Raw genomic sequence first — 16419 nt, 5'->3', positions numbered from 1 at the left:
CTCACCCGATCCGGTCGCCCAGCCTGCCCGCCAGCCACATGACCGGCACGAGCGGCAGCACGGCGACGATGAGCACGACCGAGAGCGCCACGGCGAGCCCCCAGCCCACGTCCTCCCGCGTCACAGCAGGATCTCGTTCACGCGGGCCTGCACGGCGTCGTAGAGCGAGCCCAGTCGGCGCTTTCGCTCCTCGCCGTTGCCGTACTCGCCGCGTATGACGGCCTGAGCGAGCGCCTCGACGTCCGCGCCGCCAGACTGCTCGCCGGAGCCCCCAGCGCCCAGCATCTCGTTCACGCGCGCCTGGACCTCGGCGTAGCGGTCACCCAGCGCGGCCCTCCGCGCCTTCCCGTTCCCGAACTCGCCCGCGATCACGCGGCGAGCGAGGTCGTCAACGCTGTCGCCGGAAGCCTGCGGCGCCGACACGGAGCCGCCCCCAGCGAGGATGCGGTTCACCTCCTCCTGCACCTCGCCGTAGCGGCTGCCCAGGGCGTCGCGGCGCGCGTCCCCGTTGCCGTACTCGCCCCGGATAACCGCCTGCGCGAGCTCCGCCGTGGTCCCGGACGGCGTGCCGCCGCTCCCACCGCTGACAGCAGCGCTTGAGCTGCCACCCGTGATCGCCGCACGCAGCACCGCCCACCTACCAGCGTCCACGTAGGGCGCGGGGCACAGCTTGCCCGTCACGTCGTAGTGGCGGATGACCCCGGAGGCGCCGATGCCGTACTTGGCCATGAGCTTCCTCACGAGCCAGCCCAGCTTCTCGACCTCGGTCGCGCTGAAGTCCTCGCCGGCCGACACGACCTCGATGCCGATCGCGCGGCAGTTCATCTGCCAGTCGCCGGCGTGCCAGGCGGTGTCGCCCTCGGCCACGCTCTGGTAGATCTCGGGCGTGATGTCGTCGACGAAGTAGTGCGCGGAGGCGCCCTGGCCCTCGTTCCGGGCGAAGTACGTCGCGTTGTTGCGCGCGGAGGCGAGCGTCGCCGTGAAGTGGACCACGATGCGGTCGATCGCGCGGGAGCGCCCGCGCGTCATGTGGTCAGAGCCGCACTGCTTGAAGAGGATGCTATACGCCATCGGGCACCTCCTCGAAGCCGCCGTCCTCGCCCTCGTCGGGCTCCCAGCCGTCGGGCGCGGCTGCCTCGACGCCCTCGCCGCGCAGCGCCTCCCAGCGCTCCTCCTCGCTCGCGAACTCGCGCCCGTCACTCATCGGGACCACCGCCCGAAGGCAGCGCCGCGCCGAGCTCTGCCATCACCGGCGACAGCACGGCCATCACGAGCGCCACCACGATCGCGCGCCACTCGGGCTCCAGCACCGCGCAGCCCACGAGCATGTCCACGTTGGCCACGACCACGCCGAGCACGCCCTGCACGACGGTTCGCGCGAGTCTCCATGGCCACTCGTTGGATGTCAGGAAAGCCTCCATCATTGCCCCTTCCGCAGATTCTCGATCTCCGCCTTCACGACGGCGACGTCCTGCTCCAGGGCGTAAGTGCGCTCGACCATGCGGTTGTGCTTCTCGACCTGCCGCGTCAGGTTGTCGATCTTGACCTCCATGACCGCGCGGCTGCGCGAGTTGGACACGAGCACCCCGGCGAGGGTCAGCATCCCCGTCACGAGCGCCGCGATAACCGACTCCATGCGCGCCTCCTCCCTGGACGGGAGCGCCCCGCCCTTCTGGGAGAAGTGTCGACCGTGGTCACAAACGGTCATGTTTAGCTGCTGATATGTTGAGAAGCGTCGCCTTCCGTCACTTCACAAAAGAGTTCACAGTAGGGACTCGGGGTAACAAAAAAGCGCGGCGTCGGAGATGTGACGCCGCGCTTGGGTTGGGGCACCTGTTGGGAGCCTAGTTCTCGCCGGGGTAATCGACCTTCACGATGCCCCTCTCTTCGAGGTATTCCAGCATGGCCTCGTAGACATCCCTTTCGTCACGCCACTCCATCGCTTCGGCGTAGTCGACGGTGTCGCCTCGGTAGCAAGAGGGGAACCACTGCTTCAGAACCCTAGTGACGGCGAGGTCCAGCTGGTCTGCCATCTTGTCGCGATCGGGTCGACTTTTCTCAAGGAAGTCTTCCTTGGTCACACCGTGCATGAGCAGCGTGTTGAGCAGCTGTCGATAGGACCCGAGCTTCTGCTGCTCGGCAAGGATATAGGGAAAGTGATCAGGATTCAGGTAGTTCTCGAGCCAGTAGTCCCTAACGCCCTCGTAGTCCATGACGGGAAGCTCAAGGGTCCAGCAGTACTTGCCGGCAAGGAAGTCGGGATGGACGTCTATTGCGCGGGCAATGAGGTCGAGAAGCTGGGGAGTGATTTTGTTCTCAGAGACGGCGCGCCGAATCGTCCTGATATCTTTGCCAATTCCGCCCCGTTCGACGGATCTACCGAGCGAATAGATAGTGAAACCACGCCGCTTAATTACGCTCTTCATCCATTTCCCCTGAATGGGAATCTTCATCTCAGTCTTAGGCATTTGGCCTCCTTCTCATATAGGGCATTTTTCGGAAAAGATAGTTCCTATCCCTTTCTTACAGAACGTCATAGAATCCAACACAGCAGCTGCCGAATGTCCAGTTAGAATATAGGGCATAGTCGCCCTATATGCAAAAGAAAGGTAACGCAATGTGGTATCTGAAGGAAGAGAAGGAGCAGGAGGAGCTCGAAACGCCTAACAACGTATACGAGCTCGCCCAAACCATCATGGCTAAGATCGTGGATGCGGAGGCGGCCGCGTCGAAGCGCTCCATGGAGATCATCAGCCTGCAGGCCGACGAGAACGAGGCACGGCTTGCAAGGCCGGAGTTGACACAGGACGAGCGAAAGATGCTAATGGAGGAGAGCGGGGAGATTAGGAACGCGGCGATTGGACAGGCAAATAGGACGATGCAGAAAAGTTGGCAGTTCTTTGCCCTGGCGCTCGTGTTGGTGACAGCAAAGGTTGTAGTAACGCAAGTAAGGTAGAGGGAGCTGTGACGCCCCGCCCCTCGCGCCGCCCGCATGGCGGGTTCGTCCCGAGCCCCTGCGGCGGCGCGTCCACCCCTCCGGCACATGCGGCGCAGGCGCCGCACGCGCCGGAGGGGTGCCTGTCAAGAGCTCTTCGCCGTGAGGTACCCCGCGCCGCCCACGCCGTCGATCCTCATGTACTGGTAGCCCGCGCGCGAGCTAGCGTAGGTCGTGCCCGCCCCGCCCACGAGCGACGTGCACTGGTAGAAGGTCTGGAAGCCCGACACCCCGGAGGTCGGCAGCGCCCAGTCAGCGTCCGCCCAAATCGTCACGAGCGAGGCGCACCCGCCGAAGGTGTAGGCGAGGTCCTCGAGCGAGGACGGGTCGAGCCCGGAGAGGTCGATCTCCGTGAGCCCCGTGCAGCTGTTGAAGGTGTGCTGCATCTCGCGCACGCCGTGGAGGTTCCCCACCCCCGTCACGTCGGTGATCGACTGGTGCCCGTAGAACCAGTAGTTCGTGTTCACGTGGCCGTAGGTCGCCATGTCGGCGGCGATCTCCACCGCCTCCACGTCGTCGCGGTGGTCGTACCAGGGCTGGTAGCCCACCGAGTTGTACCGGGCGTTCGCGCACAGGCGCCCCGACGAGACCAGCTCCCGCCCCGTCTCGGGCGCGGTCGCCGCCGTCAGCACGAGCTCGCCGTCCGCGTAGAGGAAGCAGCGGAACCACTCGCGCTCGTCCTCCGACTCGTCGGGGTGGGTCAGCACGCCGCTCGACTCGAAGTGCAGGTTCAGGTGGTCGTCTGTCTGCTCCGGGACGTAGCCCCTCTCCCCGACGAGGCGCCGGCACCCGCTGAACATGAGGGTTCCGCTCTCGACGGACCCGTAGAAGCTGTCGGCCCATATCGTCTCGAGCGAGGCGCAGCTCACGAACATCTGGTTCATGTTGGTTGGCGAGGTGAGGTGGCCGAACCCCTCCACCTCCACGAGGTTCTCGCAGCCGTGGAAGAGGTAGGCGGCGCTGGCGAGGGCGCTGCCCCCCATGTCCTCGTCGATGACCGCCCGCGTGACGGAGAGCTTGTCGTCGTCCCAGGGCCTCGAGCCCGCCGAAGAGTAGCCCTCCGGGTCGACCTCCCATGCCTTGAGGATGACCGCGCCGGGCACCGACGAGGACCGCCCGTCGCGGTAGTTGAACTCGAGCGTCCCGTCCGAGAGCAGCAGCGCGCGGATCTTGACGCCGGTGTCCCAGGAGAGCGCGAGGATCGCCGGCGCCATCTCGCTCGGCTTGTACGTCTCGGCAAGCCCGTTTTGCGCGCGGATCGCGTCGGCTATCGCGTCGAACACGGAGTCGGAGATCACGCCCGTGCCCGTCGCCGCCACCGCCTGGTACGGCGTCCCCGCCTGGATCCCGTCGAGCGCGAGCACCGCCGCCGCCATCTCCGAGGGCAGGTAGGTGCCCGTACCGCCGTTCTGCACCCGTATCGCGTTGGCGATGTCGGTGAAGACGGACTTCTGGATCGTCCCCACGGCCATCAGAACTCCACCCCGCTCAGGTCGTCAAGGTCGGCGATCGCCTGGTCGACGTACTGCTTCGTCGCGTAGGCCGAGAGGTCGGGCGTCGTGCCCGGCGCGCCGTCGGAGCCGTCCTGGCCGGGCGCGCCCTGCGGCCCCTGCTCGCCGGTTTCGCCCTTGAGGCCGGAGAAGGCGAAGGCGAACGTGCGCGCCCCGGGAGTGCCGCCGAGCGTCACGGTTACGGAGGGAGTGCCCGTGGAGGCGTCCACCGTGGCGGTCGCGCCCAAGATCTCGGCGTCGGCCCCGTCCTGGCCGTCCGTCCCCGGTGCACCGTCCTGGCCGTCGGCGCCGGGTGCGCCGTCGACCCCGTCCTCGCCACGCAGCCCCTCGAGCTGCTCGGCGGTGAAGTCCGCGTAGGTAAACGCGTCGCCCTTTGGGCCGCGCAGGTCGGCGGAGCTCGTTCCGCTTGCGCTCGTCACGGTGAGCACCGACCCGGCCCACGAGTGCGTGCAGCTCACGCCGTCGGCGCCATTCGCCCCTGGGGCACCGTCGCTGCCGTCGGTTCCGGGAGGCCCCTGGACGCCCTGAGGCCCCTGCAGCGCCGCCAACTGCTCCTCGGTGAAGTCCGCATAGGTGAACGCCTCGCCGGGCTCGCCCTGTGGGCCTGGGGACCCCTGCACGCCCCGGGGACCGCGCAGCGCCTCCAGCTGCTCGGGTGTGAAGTCCTCGTAGGTGAACGGGTCGCCCTTGTCACCCTTCTCTCCGCGCAGGGATTCGATCTCCTCCTCGGTGAGGTCGTCGAGCGTCATCTTGTCGCCCTTGGGGCCGCGCAGGGCCTCCAGTTGCTCCGCGGTGAAGTCGGAGTACTCGAAGGGGTCGCCCTTGTCGCCCTTCTCCCCGTTGTCGCCCTTGTCTCCCTTGGGGCCGTGCGTGAGGGTCGCCGTGGTGGTGCCCGTGGCGTCCGTGATGGTCACCACCGCGCCCGCCTCGGTCTGCTCCACCTTGGCCGTGGGGCTCACGCCGTCGGTGCCGTCCTGCCCGTCGGCACCGGGAGCCCCGTCCTCGCCGTCGGCGCCCGGCAGGCCGTCCGCCCCGTCGAAGTCCCCGCGCCCCGCCGCCGCAAGCAGCTCCTCCCTGGCCTGCGTCGCGGCAGCGGCGGCGGCGTTCGCGGCGGCGACCGCCCCGGAGGCTCCCTGCGCCGCCTCGACCGCCTGTCCGGCCGTGGCCACGGCTCCCTGCGCGGTCGTCACGGCCTCCTGTGCCCTGGCTACGGCCTCGGAGATGAGGGCGTCGGCGTTCTCGTACTTCTGTATGGCGTCGAGGAACATCGAGTAGCCGTCGGAGCCCCCGCCCTCGCCGCCGACGAGCGCGGGCCCCACCAGCACCGTGAAGGAGAGCGAGGAGAGCGCCCGCTCGTCCCAGGAGACCATGACCTGCGCGTCGACGGTCCCCTCGGCGGCCGCCATCGCCGCCGGCCAGAACACGCGGAACTTGCCTGCCTCGGCGTCGACCTCCTCGAGGGGCTCGCAGCCGCGCACGCGCAGCTCGCGGTGGCGCCAAAGCAGGTACAGGGAGGCACCCGTGAGGTCCACCGCCTCGCCGCCGCGCGTGACCGCGAGCGCGATCCCGCGCCCCACCGCGTCCGCGGGCGAGGCGACGAACGGCCCCGCGAAGGGCGCGTCGCACTCGTCCCATACGACCTCGCGCAGCCCGTCGCCGTCCAGCGGGAACGTGCTCTCGTCACTCATGTCAGAACTCCTCGCTGCCAAGATCCTCATAAGAGGCCACCGTGTCGGACGCCGTCGCCGCCGTCTCCTCGACGGCCGTCACGCGCGCGGCCACGTCGGCCGAGGCCGCCCACGTAGTGCGCTCGACCGTGCCCAGCGTGAGCCGCACCGAGGGTGCGCCCTCGCCGAGCTCGCGCACGCGCCGCACGCAGCGGGCGCGCAGGTGCCACGCGGGAGAGCGCGACGAGTCGATGACCGCCACGTCGTCGCCCAGGCGCACGCCCGCGCCGCCGTCAACGGCCGCGACGTCCACCTCGTAGGAGACGCGCGGCTCGCACGCCGCCGCGAGCGCCGCCAGCGTCAGCGCCTTCAGCTCGGAGGCGTCCTCGCAGTCGGGGAACACCACGTGCCCGAACCGGTGCACCTTGGCCTCGCGCGCCGCGTCCCAGCGCCCCCACACGAGCCGCGCGTCCTCGTCGCCGACCCAGTTCGCGCCGTCGTTCACGGACCCGAAGGTCAGCCGCCGCGTGAACCCGCCCGTCGCCACGCCCTGCTCGTCGTAGATCGGCAGGCCCTTCCCGTAGCCGTAGAGCGCCGTGAACACCTCGTCCTCGAGCACCGTGCGCGTGCACGCGGCGAGCGTCTTTCCATAGGAGAAGCGCGCCCCGCGCCACGTGCCCCGCCGCGCCGGGAGGTCCACCGTCCGCGAGCTCACGCGCCCGCCGGAAACCGCGATCACGGCCTCGGCCTCGCCGCCCCACACCTCCTCGACGCGGCGCAGCGCCGCGAGCGCGTTCACGTGGTAGATCAGGCACCCGCGCTCCGTCGCGCCCACGCCCACGTCGCCGACCGTCCAGCGCGTGTGCGCGAGAACAGCCGCCAGCGCCTGCGTGGCCGTCTTGCCCACCAGCTGCGCCTCCTCCACGAAGTCGCCCAGCAGCTCGCAGAGCGAGGACTCCGCGTAGACGTGCGCGGGCGCTCCCAGCGGCTCGTCGGTGCGCACGACCACGTGCTCGCGCCAGCAACCGTCCTGCGGGTCGCGCCACAGCAGCCGCTCGCCCTTCTCGGGGGCGGCCAGGCAGTCGAACTCGATCGTGTCCTCGCCGCCGACCTCCTCGACGTGCGTAATCCCGCCCACGGCGGGCAGGATACCCAGCCGCTCGTCGAAGCGGTCGAAGAGGTACAGCGTCGGCACCATCAGAGCCACCTCTCCGTCCAGCTCACCGTGTGGGCGGAGCACCCGGAGAAGGTCAGCGTGTGCGCGCCGGGGTCAAGCGAGAAGAACGTGCTCTCCACGGCCACGTCGGCCGAGGCGTCGGCGCCCTCCACCGCCACGGCCTCGGCGGCGAAGTCCATCACCACCACGTCTCCGGCGGAGAAGTCGCGCTCCACCAGCACATAGCGTCCCAGCTCGTCGGCAACCTTCACGGAGTCGCCCGCCAGCGCCGTCAGCGTAACCACCGGCCACGTCGCCCACGTGCCGTCCACGGTGAGCGCCGTCCCCGCGCTCGTCACCTCGTCGCCGTAGGCAACCGGGTCGAGGCACGTGAACTCGACCTCGCAGGAGCCGTCCTCGAAGAGCGAGTCCCAGTCGGACACCCCCGTCACCACCGCGTCGCGCCACGTCAGCCCCGGCTCGCCGGGCAGCTCCAGCTCCGCGCCGTCGGGAGCGCAGAGCCACCCGTACAGCTCGTGCCGAATCTCCGAGCGCTCGTCCGCGCCGAGAGAGACCCCGGCGTCCAGGAAGAGGCGCACGCGCAGCGCCCTCGGCGGCAGCTCGCAGCCCAGAAGGACCGCGCCCGGCCGCCCCGGCACCGGGAGCGTGCGCGGCGAGAGCGCGTGCCCCGCCGGCTCCACCAGCTCGGCCGTCACGTACGGCGAGAAGTCGTGACCGTTGTAGACGATCGAGCTCACAGCCGACCCCGCGCCCGCCCGTAGGCCGTCGCGCGCCGCTGCTGCTCGCGCCCCATGCGGTCGGTCTCCGCGGAGGCGGCCCGCTCCCGCGCGCCCTGCGCCGCCCGCTGGAGCGGGTTGCTCTTGCGCACCACGTCGCGGTCGTCCACGCCGCGACCGGCCCTAACCCTGTCAGCCATGGTCGACCTCCAACGTCAGAATCAGATCGAACCCCCAGAGCCAGCGCCCGGAGCCGTCGCGCCCCCTCGGCGCGGAGCCGCCGGAGTCCGCCGCGCAGACCCTGCAGTGCCACCCGTCTCCGGCGCCCGTCCAGGACTCGCGCCTCAGGTCGCGCTCCACCGCGCGGCAGGTCGCCTCGGAGTCGCGCGGGTCCTCGCAGCACACGAGCACGCCCACGGGCACCCGCCCGCGCTCCGCTCCGTCCGCGAGCCGCGCGTCGCGCTCGAAGGCGCCCTGGGTCAGCACGATCGGCTCGCAGCACACCCGCGCCGGCGGCGGCGAGCAGAACACGTTGCCGTAGCCCAGCGCCCCCAGCAGCGTCGCCACGACGTCGGCGACCCCGCCGCCCTCGGCGTCCCAGTCGGAGGGCACGTACGCGCCCAGAGGGTCGGAGCATGCCATCAGCCCACCTCCAGCTCCCAGTGGTGCACCTGGCCGCGCACCACGCAGCACCTCCTGCACGCCTTGACGAGCATCGACGGCCCGGCGCCCACGAGCACGCGCGACCCGGCGGGTACCTCGAAGGCGCCCTCGGAGTTCACCGCGTCCACGTAGACCGTGCCGCGCCCCGCGTCGGCGGAGCGGTGCGCGTCGGAGACGGTCTCCTCGGAGCGCTCGAACCTCACGTGCCGCACGAGCCGACTCTCGCCGCGCCCTCCGTCCTCGGTGGTGAGGCGCACAATCATGTCGTCGGGCAGGAGCCGCCTCGGTATCGGCCGCAGGTAGCGCACCTACCTCACCCCCGCGAACGCGAGCCCCGTCCCCGCCAGCTCCGCGAGCGCGGCCTCGCGCGCCACCTCGGCGCCCGTCGTGCCCTCGTCGCGGTAGTTCGTCACCGAGAAGGACCCGATGGAGAAGCCGCCCACACGCCCCTCGCCGTACTCGGCGAGGGCGTCGGCCGCCGCGCACACGGCGCGCCGCCAGGCGTCCGCGTCGCCCTCTCCCCAGCTGGGATCGGGCTCGCGCCGCCCGGTCAGGCCGCCCACGCAGCGAACCGCCGCCGGCAGCGCATCCGCGAGGGCCTCGGCGGTCAGAGCCCCGCCGTATCCGTCGAGGTAGAAGTCGTAGGAGACGGGCGCGGGGCCGCAGCCGGCCGCGCCCGTCAGCCCCTCGCTCACGCCAGCGGCGCGCAGGAGACGTGCACGCCGTCCAGCTTGTTGTCCAGAAGCTCCACGATGCCGTACTTGCGGTACTTCATCATGTAGCTGTCCAGGTTCTCCAGCTCGTCCGGCGAGAAAACCCTCGACGCCACGTGCTTGTCGAACTTGATGACGGCGGACTTCTCCACCACCATGTAGTTGATCGGCGCGCCCGCGCCCACGAGCTCGTAGTACGAGGACAGGCTGCCCGAGGCGGGCGAGGCCACCGGCGTGTACGTGCTCCCCGAGAGCGTGTAGTACGTCTTGCCGCTCACGATCGAGGAGTCCTCGGTCTGCACGTACTCGCCCTCGGCGCGGGAGTACCCGAACTGGTCCTCCTCGCCCGAGTTCAGCGCGATGGCCGAGAAGAACCGCGTCTGCGGCACCTCCACCACGCGGCTGAAGCGCTCGAGCACGCGGTTCGAGCGCGCGGGGTTCGCGAGCGAGAAGTCGTCCAGCGTGCCCTTGAGCGTCGGCGTGATGAAGAGGATGCGCGAGCCGGTCGTCACCTCCGCCTCGTCCATCTCGTTCGTGGCCGCGCGGAGCGACGCCAGCACGTCCTCGGCGTCCGCGTCCGCGAAGTCCTCGACGGCGGGCGTGACGCCCTCGTGCCCCGCGATCTCTGAGAACGTGAACGCGTCGGCCTCCGGCGCCACCTGCGTGCGCTGCAGCTCGGAGCCCGCCGCCACGAAGCAGTCGAGGACGCCCGCCTCCTCCACGTCCATCACGTCGGCGAGCAGCCTGATCCCTCGGTCGTAGTTGAACGTCTTCGTCTCGAACTCGTAGGTGATCGAGCCCGTCTTGTACCCGACGTTTCGCGTGTAGTCGCCGAGCCCCGAGACCTCGATCTTGGGGACCATGATCTCCTTGGCGTTGCGCCCCGCGCGCGCCATGCGGCGGGGGCTGTTCAGGCACGCCGAGCACGCCGCTCGCTTGTATACCTCGTCCAGGACGTTCGTGTAGTTCCTTACGTATGCGATGCTGTTTGCCATGGTTCGCTACTCCTTGTCCTCGGGAAGGCCGGCGATGCCGCGCCAGCGTCTCATGGTCGCGCCCTCGTCCGTGGCCACGCCCGCGTTCGGCAGCCCCGTGGCGCCCGCTGGCACCGGGGCGGTCGCCCCCGCGCCGAAGAGCCACGGCTCGCCAGCCTTGAGCTTCTCGACGTCGCCCTCGTAGTCGGCGAGAAGCGCCCTCGCCGCCTTCACGTTCCGCGCTCCGGCCATCTGCAGCTCGAACCCGACGCGCTGCTCCTCGCCCTGGCGTCGCAGCTCGTCCATCTCCTTGCGCAGTTTCTCGGCAGACTCCGCCGTCTTGGCCGCCTCCGCGATCTCGCCCTCGAGTGCCGCGATCCGCTCGTCGCGCTCCCTCAGCGCCGCCTCGTAGTCCGCGCGGGCCTTGTCGGCGTCGTCACCACCGGCGCTGCCGGCGCCGCCCGTCACCTGCGCCTGCTGCGCCGCCGCCTCAACGCCCTGTGCCTGCGGCTCACCCGCGACCTGCGCCTGCGCGGCCTTGCCATCGTCCTCGCCACCCATAGGCGTGCCTCCCATCTCGCGGCAGGTAAAGAAATAGCCTGCACCCGGCTGTATTGGGTACAGGCTATGAGGGCGTCACAAACAGACTACGGGTTGTTGCGAGTGTTTAGTATGATTATGTAAGCGCCATCAATTGTGGGATTCTTGGGATGTGGTAAACATGGCAGGAAAGGTTTCGCTCGTCCCTTCCAAATACAACATTCTGCTCGATGTTGATGGCGACAGATCGCTTATTTGTAACTTGCGCAATCTGCATATTGCATGGATAGATAACAGATTTCTAGACGGCGCTATGCTTGCTCAAGATTTTGAGAATGATGAGGAGTGTCGTCGGTTAATCAGCCATCAGTTCATTGTTGGCTCTGGCTTTGACGAAAGCGCCGATTTCTGTTTACAGCGACGAGCTTTTATAGAAAACAAGTGTCCCAAGCATATGCAATATGTAATAGCTCCAACGATGCGATGCAACTGCAACTGCTGGTATTGCTTCGAAGACAAGCGAAGCGCGCACACGATGACTACCGAAGAGTGCGAGGCGGTTGTTCATTATATTGAATCTCAGGTTTCGCAAAATGATTGTTGTGAAGTGCTTCACCTCACTTGGTTTGGTGGAGAGCCGACCCTAGCGCTTGAGCAGATAGCGCTCATCGGAGGAAAGGTAAATGCCTTTTGCTCGACAATGGGCATAAGATTAGAGTCAGCAATAGTATCTAATGGCATTCTCCTGACTCAAAATGCTGTGAAGGAATTAGTGGAGTCAACAAACTTGATTCGTTGCCAGATTAGTATGGATGGCACCAGAGAGAGATATGCTAAAGATAAGGGAGTCTCACCGTCAGCGTACGATAAAGTGCTAAGGAATCTAAACAGCATTGCTGAGCTGATTGAGGTTACGGTAAGAATCAATATCCATAAGGACAACGAAACAGATGCAAAAGCACTGTACCTCGAGCTTCTTTCAAATGAGGCAGTGGCAAAAAACGCTAAAATATATTTCGCCCCAATCACAAACTGTTCTTCGTGTAGCGTTGAAGCGGTGTATACGCCTAGAGAATTCAGGAAGATTTCTGACGAATTGGCGCATATGTCAGAGGGAGCTCTCATACAGGGACGATATCCAGAGCTCCGCAAGGCATCTTGCGGAGCAATGCGTCGTACGTTTGCCTGTATTGGCCCCGATTTAAACTTGTATAGATGCGAACACTGTTTGGGGCACAGTGAGCACGCTGTTGGAACAATCCATTCGGGATACGATTCGGGCAACACATTTGACGAGGCGTTTTTGGGAGAGCTTTCAGATCGATGTATTGAATGTCCCTATGTCCCGATTTGCCAAGGTGGGTGCAGGGTAAAAAATGTTCTCGGTATAGATAGCCCTGAATGCTCTGAGATGGATAATATCGTAAAATGGCAGGTAACGAATCTGTTAGATGCAGCGAGGAGAGGAGGTTGAAATGGAACTCATCTATTCTCCTGTGGTCGAGGAAGACCGAATTGATTATGGAGTAGAGACCTGCGCCGGCGACTACGGACAAGAGTGCGGTTACGCGTGCATGGGTAGCGACAACTAACCTTTGGCCCCCTTCAGAGGGGGCCACTTCTTGCTCGACCTTTGGTCTATGCACATGAATGCTTGGCGATATATGACGTTGGCGCTAAGCGAAAGATGATTTCTACTCGGGTATCCCGAACCGTCCTGCTAAAGAAAATCCTTCAAGTTGGTGAGAGCCTTATCAAAGATTCGTCCGAACGTCTCTTTAGCTGGGTATTGTTCATATGCCGAACTAATCTGCTCAAACGATTCCTGCGCGTTAACGCCGCAATTAATAGTAACGTTTGAAAGGGCCTCTGCACAGCATGCTGTCGGATATGCGAGCATCGAATTGGCGCTACGGCAGTGGCTGCTGAGAAATTCTAAAGTATCCTGCAAGAGGGCAATATCTTCCTCGGTTCCAACATAAGAAAGCTGTTGGAAAGCGTACTCATATAGAGTCGTGGGGCGAAAGGGAGTTGTTGTAAGAATCTTTATTGCATCCTGTCTATCAAAAGACGCAATAATCTCTTTGTCCTCAAGCAGAGGTCTCAGTTTGAAGTCAATAAAATCACCTTCGGGCGCTAACATATGAACGATCTTTTCGAACCCCTTTGCCTTAAATATGAGCGTGAACTCCTCGGGAACCACTATGGTGCAGCTTTGATAATCGAAGCTGGCTCGCAAGGACTCTTCGGTTGACCAATTCTTCATCCCCTTACTACCTTCATGAGTGTGCGCAGTTCCGAAATGGGTTCTGTTGCGATCAAGAATCATGACAAGGTGCATCTTGTCTTCTAGATAGACTTTTACGCTGACGGGGCTATAGACTGTCAATCCGATAACTCGATTGCCTTTCTGTTGCTTAGCATCGGGAGTGAAGTTGCTTTTCGTCATCAGAGCCCCTGCTTTATCCGGAGTCCTAAGCTCGCTATCGGTTTCCACAGTGCCAAACGAAAAGAAGTCAACCGTGAGTTCGGCCAAAGGACGAATGTAGCTCGTTGCCTCATCTTCAACCAACGGCAGAAGTATCCCTCGAAGAAGGGACAAATCTAGTGACAAAGCTACACTGCTCAGGTCTAGAGCCGAATCCTCAAGACCGGCGTTCTTTAGGTATGATGCAATGGAACTGATAAGGCAGCTGCAGTCAGACCGTCTTCCGTTTCGAACTAACCACAAGCATATGTCAAGGATAATCAGATAGCCGTGTGGGCCCGTAATTTGTTTAATGAGATACTTTCGAATCTTTTCCTGGTTTGATGATTGGATTTTAATAATCTTTCCGCGCCAACTCTTGAGAGTGCTCGCCCTAATGGTGTGTCCCGACGAAATCTCTATTTTGTTTGCAGACACGTGAAGGCAAGATTCGAGTAATTCTGCCGTCTCCATCGAATTGAGCTCAACCATGGTTCGCCTCTACCCCAATGCAAAACTAACCTGAAAACTATCCCAATTATCAACCGATTGCTCACGGTATCAACCAGAGCTGTCGAAGAATTTGGTTGCAACCGTCTATTTTTATGGGCGAAGCACCAGCCTCCGCATTTGCGGCTAAGACAGAAGGAATTGGAGGAAACATGAGCAAGAGGAAGCCTTTCGATCCGGCGGCCTACACGCTGGAGAGCCAGCTTCGCGATATGGTAAATGGCTACGATGTCGCGGCGGATGATACCAGCGTTATCAAAGTGCGCCAGGACGGCCCTGGAGTCGCATTTGTCAAGTCCGATAGCCCTAGAGGCCATGACCGCTATGACAGAGACCAGAATGGTTGGCGGCGGACTCATTAATTCATTTTCCGATTTTGTTTTATAGGAGAGACACATGTCATCGGAGCACACGAAGAACGCTCGCCCCTCAACGTGGGACAAGCACACGAATCGAGATAAGGGACGTTCTCAGAAGAAGATGAATGGTAACCCCAACTGGGTTGACCAGGGAAAGCATACTAATTCCAACCGCAACAAAGCTCGGAAGGGATGTTAGCTTATAGCCTCTTGAATCCCCAGGTCACCTTTTGTGTAACTTATTGCTTGTAATCGCAAGGACGAAACAATGCATGACTTCCATTCGTTGCTCGAAACCGAGCTCACTTCGTACATTACGGACATGCCACGCTATTGCGGCTTCGACCTGAAGACTATCGGCATCTTTTCCGCCGTTGGGGGACTCAAGCCGGGAAGTCTTACTGTTGCTGCTGCCGATAAGATTACCGGTGCGGTTGCGGCGCATACTGTCTTGTGCGCCGCCAAGCACGGTCAAAGGACTCTTTTCATCCCCTTAAGAGGCGCCGCTTCCGCAGTCGAGCGCTTGGTGAGCATCGAGATGGGAATCACAACCCATGAAGTCGTTTCATCGACCGAGGGACGTATTAGGGCGCTGGAGGGTGTCGACCGAATCCGAAAGTTGCCGATTAGTCTTTGGACGACAGATCTGGTTTCTACAACGATGCTTTGGGAAATCATTGAGCAGGAACGAGACTCATCCGATGAGGACCTTCTCGTCGTGATTGACTCGATTGAGCTGGTCGAGTCTTCAAAGGGTGATCTGATAAGCGTCGTGCGAGCTCTCAGGAGCTTTACCGATCAGCAGGTGACGATAGTTTCAACAGCATCCTATCCAGAGAATAGGGACGTGCTGCCATTTTTCCCGGCAACTTCCATTGTCCGACTCTGTTCGGTTGGGGATTCGTTCGGGCGGGAGCTTGCTGAAGTTTCCGTTGTGAAGTCCGAATACCTTGAGGAGGGCAAGCCAGCTCGGATTGCAGTTGATCCGTGGACTTTCTTACCAGTGAATCCTGAGTCCAAGTTGTCCTGAGGAGGTTGAGCTATGCACGTTCGACAGTTCGAGCTGCCGCCGAAGCATAACGAGCATCAAGCGGATGCGGCTGAAGATAGGTTCAGAGAAATCTTTGAGGATGTTGACTTGGAGCGAATTGGTGGGTCCGACTACATGGCTGTATCTTGCGTTGGCAACCACGAAGTCTACGTTGCACCTGATTTCTCCTGCGGAACGATTCGGGTTGGAGTCGATCTTGGTATCACGGTAACGGAGGAGAACGAGATTGAGCTGTGGGCGTTCGCCAATTACTGCGAGACGTTCAAGATCAAGCATGGGGGCTTTACCACGGTACCCGTCGGGCAGACCGCTTCAGATTGGGCCTGGAACCGGGGAGAGTCCATCCACTACCAAATTACTAGTCGAATAGGTGCATGGTCCATGCCCACGATTTTGCAGATGCCTATCAAAACGGCGTTCGACTTGCGCGGGCCCCTCATTCGTATTGCGCTTGGGGAAACTAACGCTTTCGAGGAAGTCGTCAACGATGGCTCTACTCTCCAGAGGCGGAGCACCATCTTGCAGCAAATACGAGACTCACTTTAACCCTCCAAATGATGTGGCTAAGGATGGTGATTACATGAACGGAACCAGGCTCCCAAGGATGAACCTAACAAGTAATGTGCTCGACCTCTTTCCGTGCGGACTGTCCGAGGCAGAGGGGACCCTTTCGGCGGGAGATGAGAGGTACAGGGTCAAGGTAAACCTCGAGAGGGGGAAGCGAGTATGGGCAAGGGTCATCGTTTGCCAAGGAATTGAAGATGATGGTCGACGCAGGGAGGCTTTTTACGAGGTGGCTCGCAAGGGTATCGAGAGCTCGGAATGGGCACCGCTGTGTGTTGACCCCCGCGATGGCGAGACGCTTTACTCCGCTACCTTCAACTGCGATCTGAGCTCTGAGGCGCTTGATCGTTTTCTTGGGGCAGCTAGGGACTTTTTGGAGTGCAACCATGAGGAACTCGAGCAGTTCCTCGGAGGCCCAAACGACGGATTTAACGATGCGATGAAGCTGGACAAGCTACTTGACATCTTTGATATCGACGATCTTTAGCGAGTTGCCGTGGAACCATGCCGAG

22 protein-coding genes are annotated in these 16419 nt (G+C 63.1%); 6 read left to right on the top strand and 16 right to left on the bottom strand.

All coding sequences use genetic code 11. From position 1 onward, the window contains the following. Position 1 precedes the first annotated feature (1 nt). The 6 genes from I6E04_RS09830 to I6E04_RS08550 all read right to left on the bottom strand — a co-directional run bounded on the left by I6E04_RS09830 (position 2) and on the right by I6E04_RS08550 (position 2468). Positions 2–124, bottom strand: coding sequence for a hypothetical protein (locus I6E04_RS09830; protein ID WP_268830398.1), 123 nt, complete (start codon positions 122–124; stop codon positions 2–4). Then, positions 121–1071, bottom strand: coding sequence for an N-acetylmuramoyl-L-alanine amidase (locus tag I6E04_RS08570; protein ID WP_235422776.1), 951 nt, complete (start codon positions 1069–1071; stop codon positions 121–123). The genes I6E04_RS09830 and I6E04_RS08570 overlap by 4 nt, the downstream gene beginning before the upstream one ends. Next, positions 1061–1204 (bottom strand): hypothetical protein, encoded by a 144-nt coding sequence (locus tag I6E04_RS08565; protein ID WP_204541780.1) that lies wholly within the window; start codon positions 1202–1204, stop codon positions 1061–1063. Before I6E04_RS08565 ends, I6E04_RS08570 begins: the two co-directional genes overlap by 11 nt. Beyond that, a complete protein-coding gene (locus tag I6E04_RS08560) occupies positions 1197–1421 on the bottom strand; it encodes a hypothetical protein (RefSeq protein WP_235422775.1) in 225 nt (74 codons plus the stop codon). Before I6E04_RS08560 ends, I6E04_RS08565 begins: the two co-directional genes overlap by 8 nt. After that, positions 1421–1636 (bottom strand): hypothetical protein, encoded by a 216-nt coding sequence (locus I6E04_RS08555; RefSeq protein WP_235422774.1) that lies wholly within the window; start codon positions 1634–1636, stop codon positions 1421–1423. The genes I6E04_RS08560 and I6E04_RS08555 overlap by 1 nt, the downstream gene beginning before the upstream one ends. A gap of 208 nt (positions 1637–1844) precedes the next feature. Beyond that, positions 1845–2468 (bottom strand): hypothetical protein, encoded by a 624-nt coding sequence (locus tag I6E04_RS08550; protein WP_087316681.1) that lies wholly within the window; start codon positions 2466–2468, stop codon positions 1845–1847. A 149-nt stretch (positions 2469–2617) separates the two neighbouring features. Between I6E04_RS08550 and I6E04_RS08545 the strand changes: the two genes are divergently transcribed. After that, positions 2618–2956: a hypothetical protein gene (locus I6E04_RS08545; protein ID WP_087316679.1), complete on the top strand. Its 339-nt coding sequence runs from the start codon at positions 2618–2620 to the stop codon at positions 2954–2956. A 125-nt stretch (positions 2957–3081) separates the two neighbouring features. Here the strand turns inward: I6E04_RS08545 and I6E04_RS08540 are convergent, their stop codons facing one another. The 9 genes from I6E04_RS08540 to I6E04_RS08500 all read right to left on the bottom strand — a co-directional run bounded on the left by I6E04_RS08540 (position 3082) and on the right by I6E04_RS08500 (position 10977). After that, positions 3082–4467 (bottom strand): leucine-rich repeat domain-containing protein, encoded by a 1386-nt coding sequence (locus I6E04_RS08540; protein WP_235422773.1) that lies wholly within the window; start codon positions 4465–4467, stop codon positions 3082–3084. Beyond that, entirely contained in the window at positions 4467–6194 is a 1728-nt protein-coding gene (locus I6E04_RS08535) for a collagen-like protein (protein WP_235422772.1), read from the bottom strand. Before I6E04_RS08535 ends, I6E04_RS08540 begins: the two co-directional genes overlap by 1 nt. A gap of 1 nt (position 6195) precedes the next feature. After that, entirely contained in the window at positions 6196–7371 is a 1176-nt protein-coding gene (locus I6E04_RS08530) for a phage tail spike protein (protein ID WP_235422771.1), read from the bottom strand. Continuing rightward, positions 7371–8087, bottom strand: a complete 717-nt coding sequence (locus I6E04_RS08525) for a distal tail protein Dit (RefSeq protein ID WP_235422770.1) — start codon at positions 8085–8087, stop codon at positions 7371–7373. Before I6E04_RS08525 ends, I6E04_RS08530 begins: the two co-directional genes overlap by 1 nt. A gap of 171 nt (positions 8088–8258) precedes the next feature. Further along, the gene (locus I6E04_RS08520) at positions 8259–8708 is read right to left on the bottom strand and encodes a hypothetical protein (protein ID WP_235422769.1); all 450 of its coding nucleotides are present in this window, start codon (positions 8706–8708) and stop codon (positions 8259–8261) included. Then, positions 8708–9037, bottom strand: coding sequence for a putative minor capsid protein (locus I6E04_RS08515; protein ID WP_235422768.1), 330 nt, complete (start codon positions 9035–9037; stop codon positions 8708–8710). The genes I6E04_RS08520 and I6E04_RS08515 overlap by 1 nt, the downstream gene beginning before the upstream one ends. Continuing rightward, positions 9038–9424 (bottom strand): hypothetical protein, encoded by a 387-nt coding sequence (locus I6E04_RS08510; RefSeq protein ID WP_235422767.1) that lies wholly within the window; start codon positions 9422–9424, stop codon positions 9038–9040. After that, positions 9421–10437 carry a hypothetical protein gene (locus tag I6E04_RS08505; protein WP_235422766.1) on the bottom strand — a complete coding sequence of 339 codons (1017 nt, stop codon included), beginning with the start codon at positions 10435–10437 and terminating at the stop codon, positions 9421–9423. Before I6E04_RS08505 ends, I6E04_RS08510 begins: the two co-directional genes overlap by 4 nt. A 6-nt stretch (positions 10438–10443) precedes the next feature. After that, positions 10444–10977 (bottom strand): coiled-coil domain-containing protein, encoded by a 534-nt coding sequence (locus I6E04_RS08500; RefSeq protein ID WP_235422765.1) that lies wholly within the window; start codon positions 10975–10977, stop codon positions 10444–10446. 160 nt (positions 10978–11137) lie between these two features. Here I6E04_RS08500 and I6E04_RS08495 point away from each other — a divergent pair, with 160 nt between their 5' ends. Beyond that, positions 11138–12430: a radical SAM/SPASM domain-containing protein gene (locus I6E04_RS08495; protein ID WP_235422764.1), complete on the top strand. Its 1293-nt coding sequence runs from the start codon at positions 11138–11140 to the stop codon at positions 12428–12430. 246 nt (positions 12431–12676) lie between these two features. Here I6E04_RS08495 and I6E04_RS08490 read toward each other — a convergent pair whose 3' ends face one another. Further along, entirely contained in the window at positions 12677–13528 is an 852-nt protein-coding gene (locus tag I6E04_RS08490; RefSeq protein WP_235422763.1) for a hypothetical protein, read from the bottom strand. Between the two features lie 557 nt (positions 13529–14085). Between I6E04_RS08490 and I6E04_RS08485 the strand changes: the two genes are divergently transcribed. From I6E04_RS08485 to I6E04_RS08470, 4 genes are all read left to right on the top strand, one after another. Further along, positions 14086–14295: a hypothetical protein gene (locus I6E04_RS08485; protein WP_235422762.1), complete on the top strand. Its 210-nt coding sequence runs from the start codon at positions 14086–14088 to the stop codon at positions 14293–14295. A gap of 265 nt (positions 14296–14560) precedes the next feature. Next, a complete protein-coding gene (locus I6E04_RS08480) occupies positions 14561–15322 on the top strand; it encodes a DnaB helicase C-terminal domain-containing protein (protein WP_235422761.1) in 762 nt (253 codons plus the stop codon). A 12-nt stretch (positions 15323–15334) separates the two neighbouring features. Further along, positions 15335–15889, top strand: a complete 555-nt coding sequence (locus tag I6E04_RS08475; RefSeq protein WP_235422760.1) for a hypothetical protein — start codon at positions 15335–15337, stop codon at positions 15887–15889. Positions 15890–15923: 34 nt separating this feature from the next. After that, positions 15924–16394, top strand: a complete 471-nt coding sequence (locus I6E04_RS08470; protein WP_235422759.1) for a hypothetical protein — start codon at positions 15924–15926, stop codon at positions 16392–16394. Positions 16395–16419: the final 25 nt, after the last annotated feature.

The sequence above is a fragment of the Collinsella tanakaei genome, assembly GCF_021531055.1.
GTDB classification, from domain to species: Bacteria; Actinomycetota; Coriobacteriia; order Coriobacteriales; family Coriobacteriaceae; genus Collinsella; species Collinsella tanakaei_B.
This window is presented reverse-complemented; position numbering and strand designations above follow the sequence as displayed.

Coding starts and splice junctions, on each gene's coding strand:
- I6E04_RS08570 (WP_235422776.1), bottom strand. CDS start 1,071: ATGGCGTATAGCATCCTCTTCAAGCAGTGCGGCTCTGACCACATGACG.
- I6E04_RS08565 (WP_204541780.1), bottom strand. CDS start 1,204: ATGAGTGACGGGCGCGAGTTCGCGAGCGAGGAGGAGCGCTGGGAGGCG.
- I6E04_RS08560 (WP_235422775.1), bottom strand. CDS start 1,421: ATGGAGGCTTTCCTGACATCCAACGAGTGGCCATGGAGACTCGCGCGA.
- I6E04_RS08555 (WP_235422774.1), bottom strand. CDS start 1,636: ATGGAGTCGGTTATCGCGGCGCTCGTGACGGGGATGCTGACCCTCGCC.
- I6E04_RS08550 (WP_087316681.1), bottom strand. CDS start 2,468: ATGCCTAAGACTGAGATGAAGATTCCCATTCAGGGGAAATGGATGAAG.
- I6E04_RS08545 (WP_087316679.1), top strand. CDS start 2,618: ATGTGGTATCTGAAGGAAGAGAAGGAGCAGGAGGAGCTCGAAACGCCT.
- I6E04_RS08540 (WP_235422773.1), bottom strand. CDS start 4,467: ATGGCCGTGGGGACGATCCAGAAGTCCGTCTTCACCGACATCGCCAAC.
- I6E04_RS08535 (WP_235422772.1), bottom strand. CDS start 6,194: ATGAGTGACGAGAGCACGTTCCCGCTGGACGGCGACGGGCTGCGCGAG.
- I6E04_RS08530 (WP_235422771.1), bottom strand. CDS start 7,371: ATGGTGCCGACGCTGTACCTCTTCGACCGCTTCGACGAGCGGCTGGGT.
- I6E04_RS08520 (WP_235422769.1), bottom strand. CDS start 8,708: ATGGCATGCTCCGACCCTCTGGGCGCGTACGTGCCCTCCGACTGGGAC.
- I6E04_RS08505 (WP_235422766.1), bottom strand. CDS start 10,437: ATGGCAAACAGCATCGCATACGTAAGGAACTACACGAACGTCCTGGAC.
- I6E04_RS08500 (WP_235422765.1), bottom strand. CDS start 10,977: ATGGGTGGCGAGGACGATGGCAAGGCCGCGCAGGCGCAGGTCGCGGGT.
- I6E04_RS08495 (WP_235422764.1), top strand. CDS start 11,138: ATGGCAGGAAAGGTTTCGCTCGTCCCTTCCAAATACAACATTCTGCTC.
- I6E04_RS08485 (WP_235422762.1), top strand. CDS start 14,086: ATGAGCAAGAGGAAGCCTTTCGATCCGGCGGCCTACACGCTGGAGAGC.
- I6E04_RS08480 (WP_235422761.1), top strand. CDS start 14,561: ATGCATGACTTCCATTCGTTGCTCGAAACCGAGCTCACTTCGTACATT.
- I6E04_RS08475 (WP_235422760.1), top strand. CDS start 15,335: ATGCACGTTCGACAGTTCGAGCTGCCGCCGAAGCATAACGAGCATCAA.
- I6E04_RS08470 (WP_235422759.1), top strand. CDS start 15,924: ATGAACGGAACCAGGCTCCCAAGGATGAACCTAACAAGTAATGTGCTC.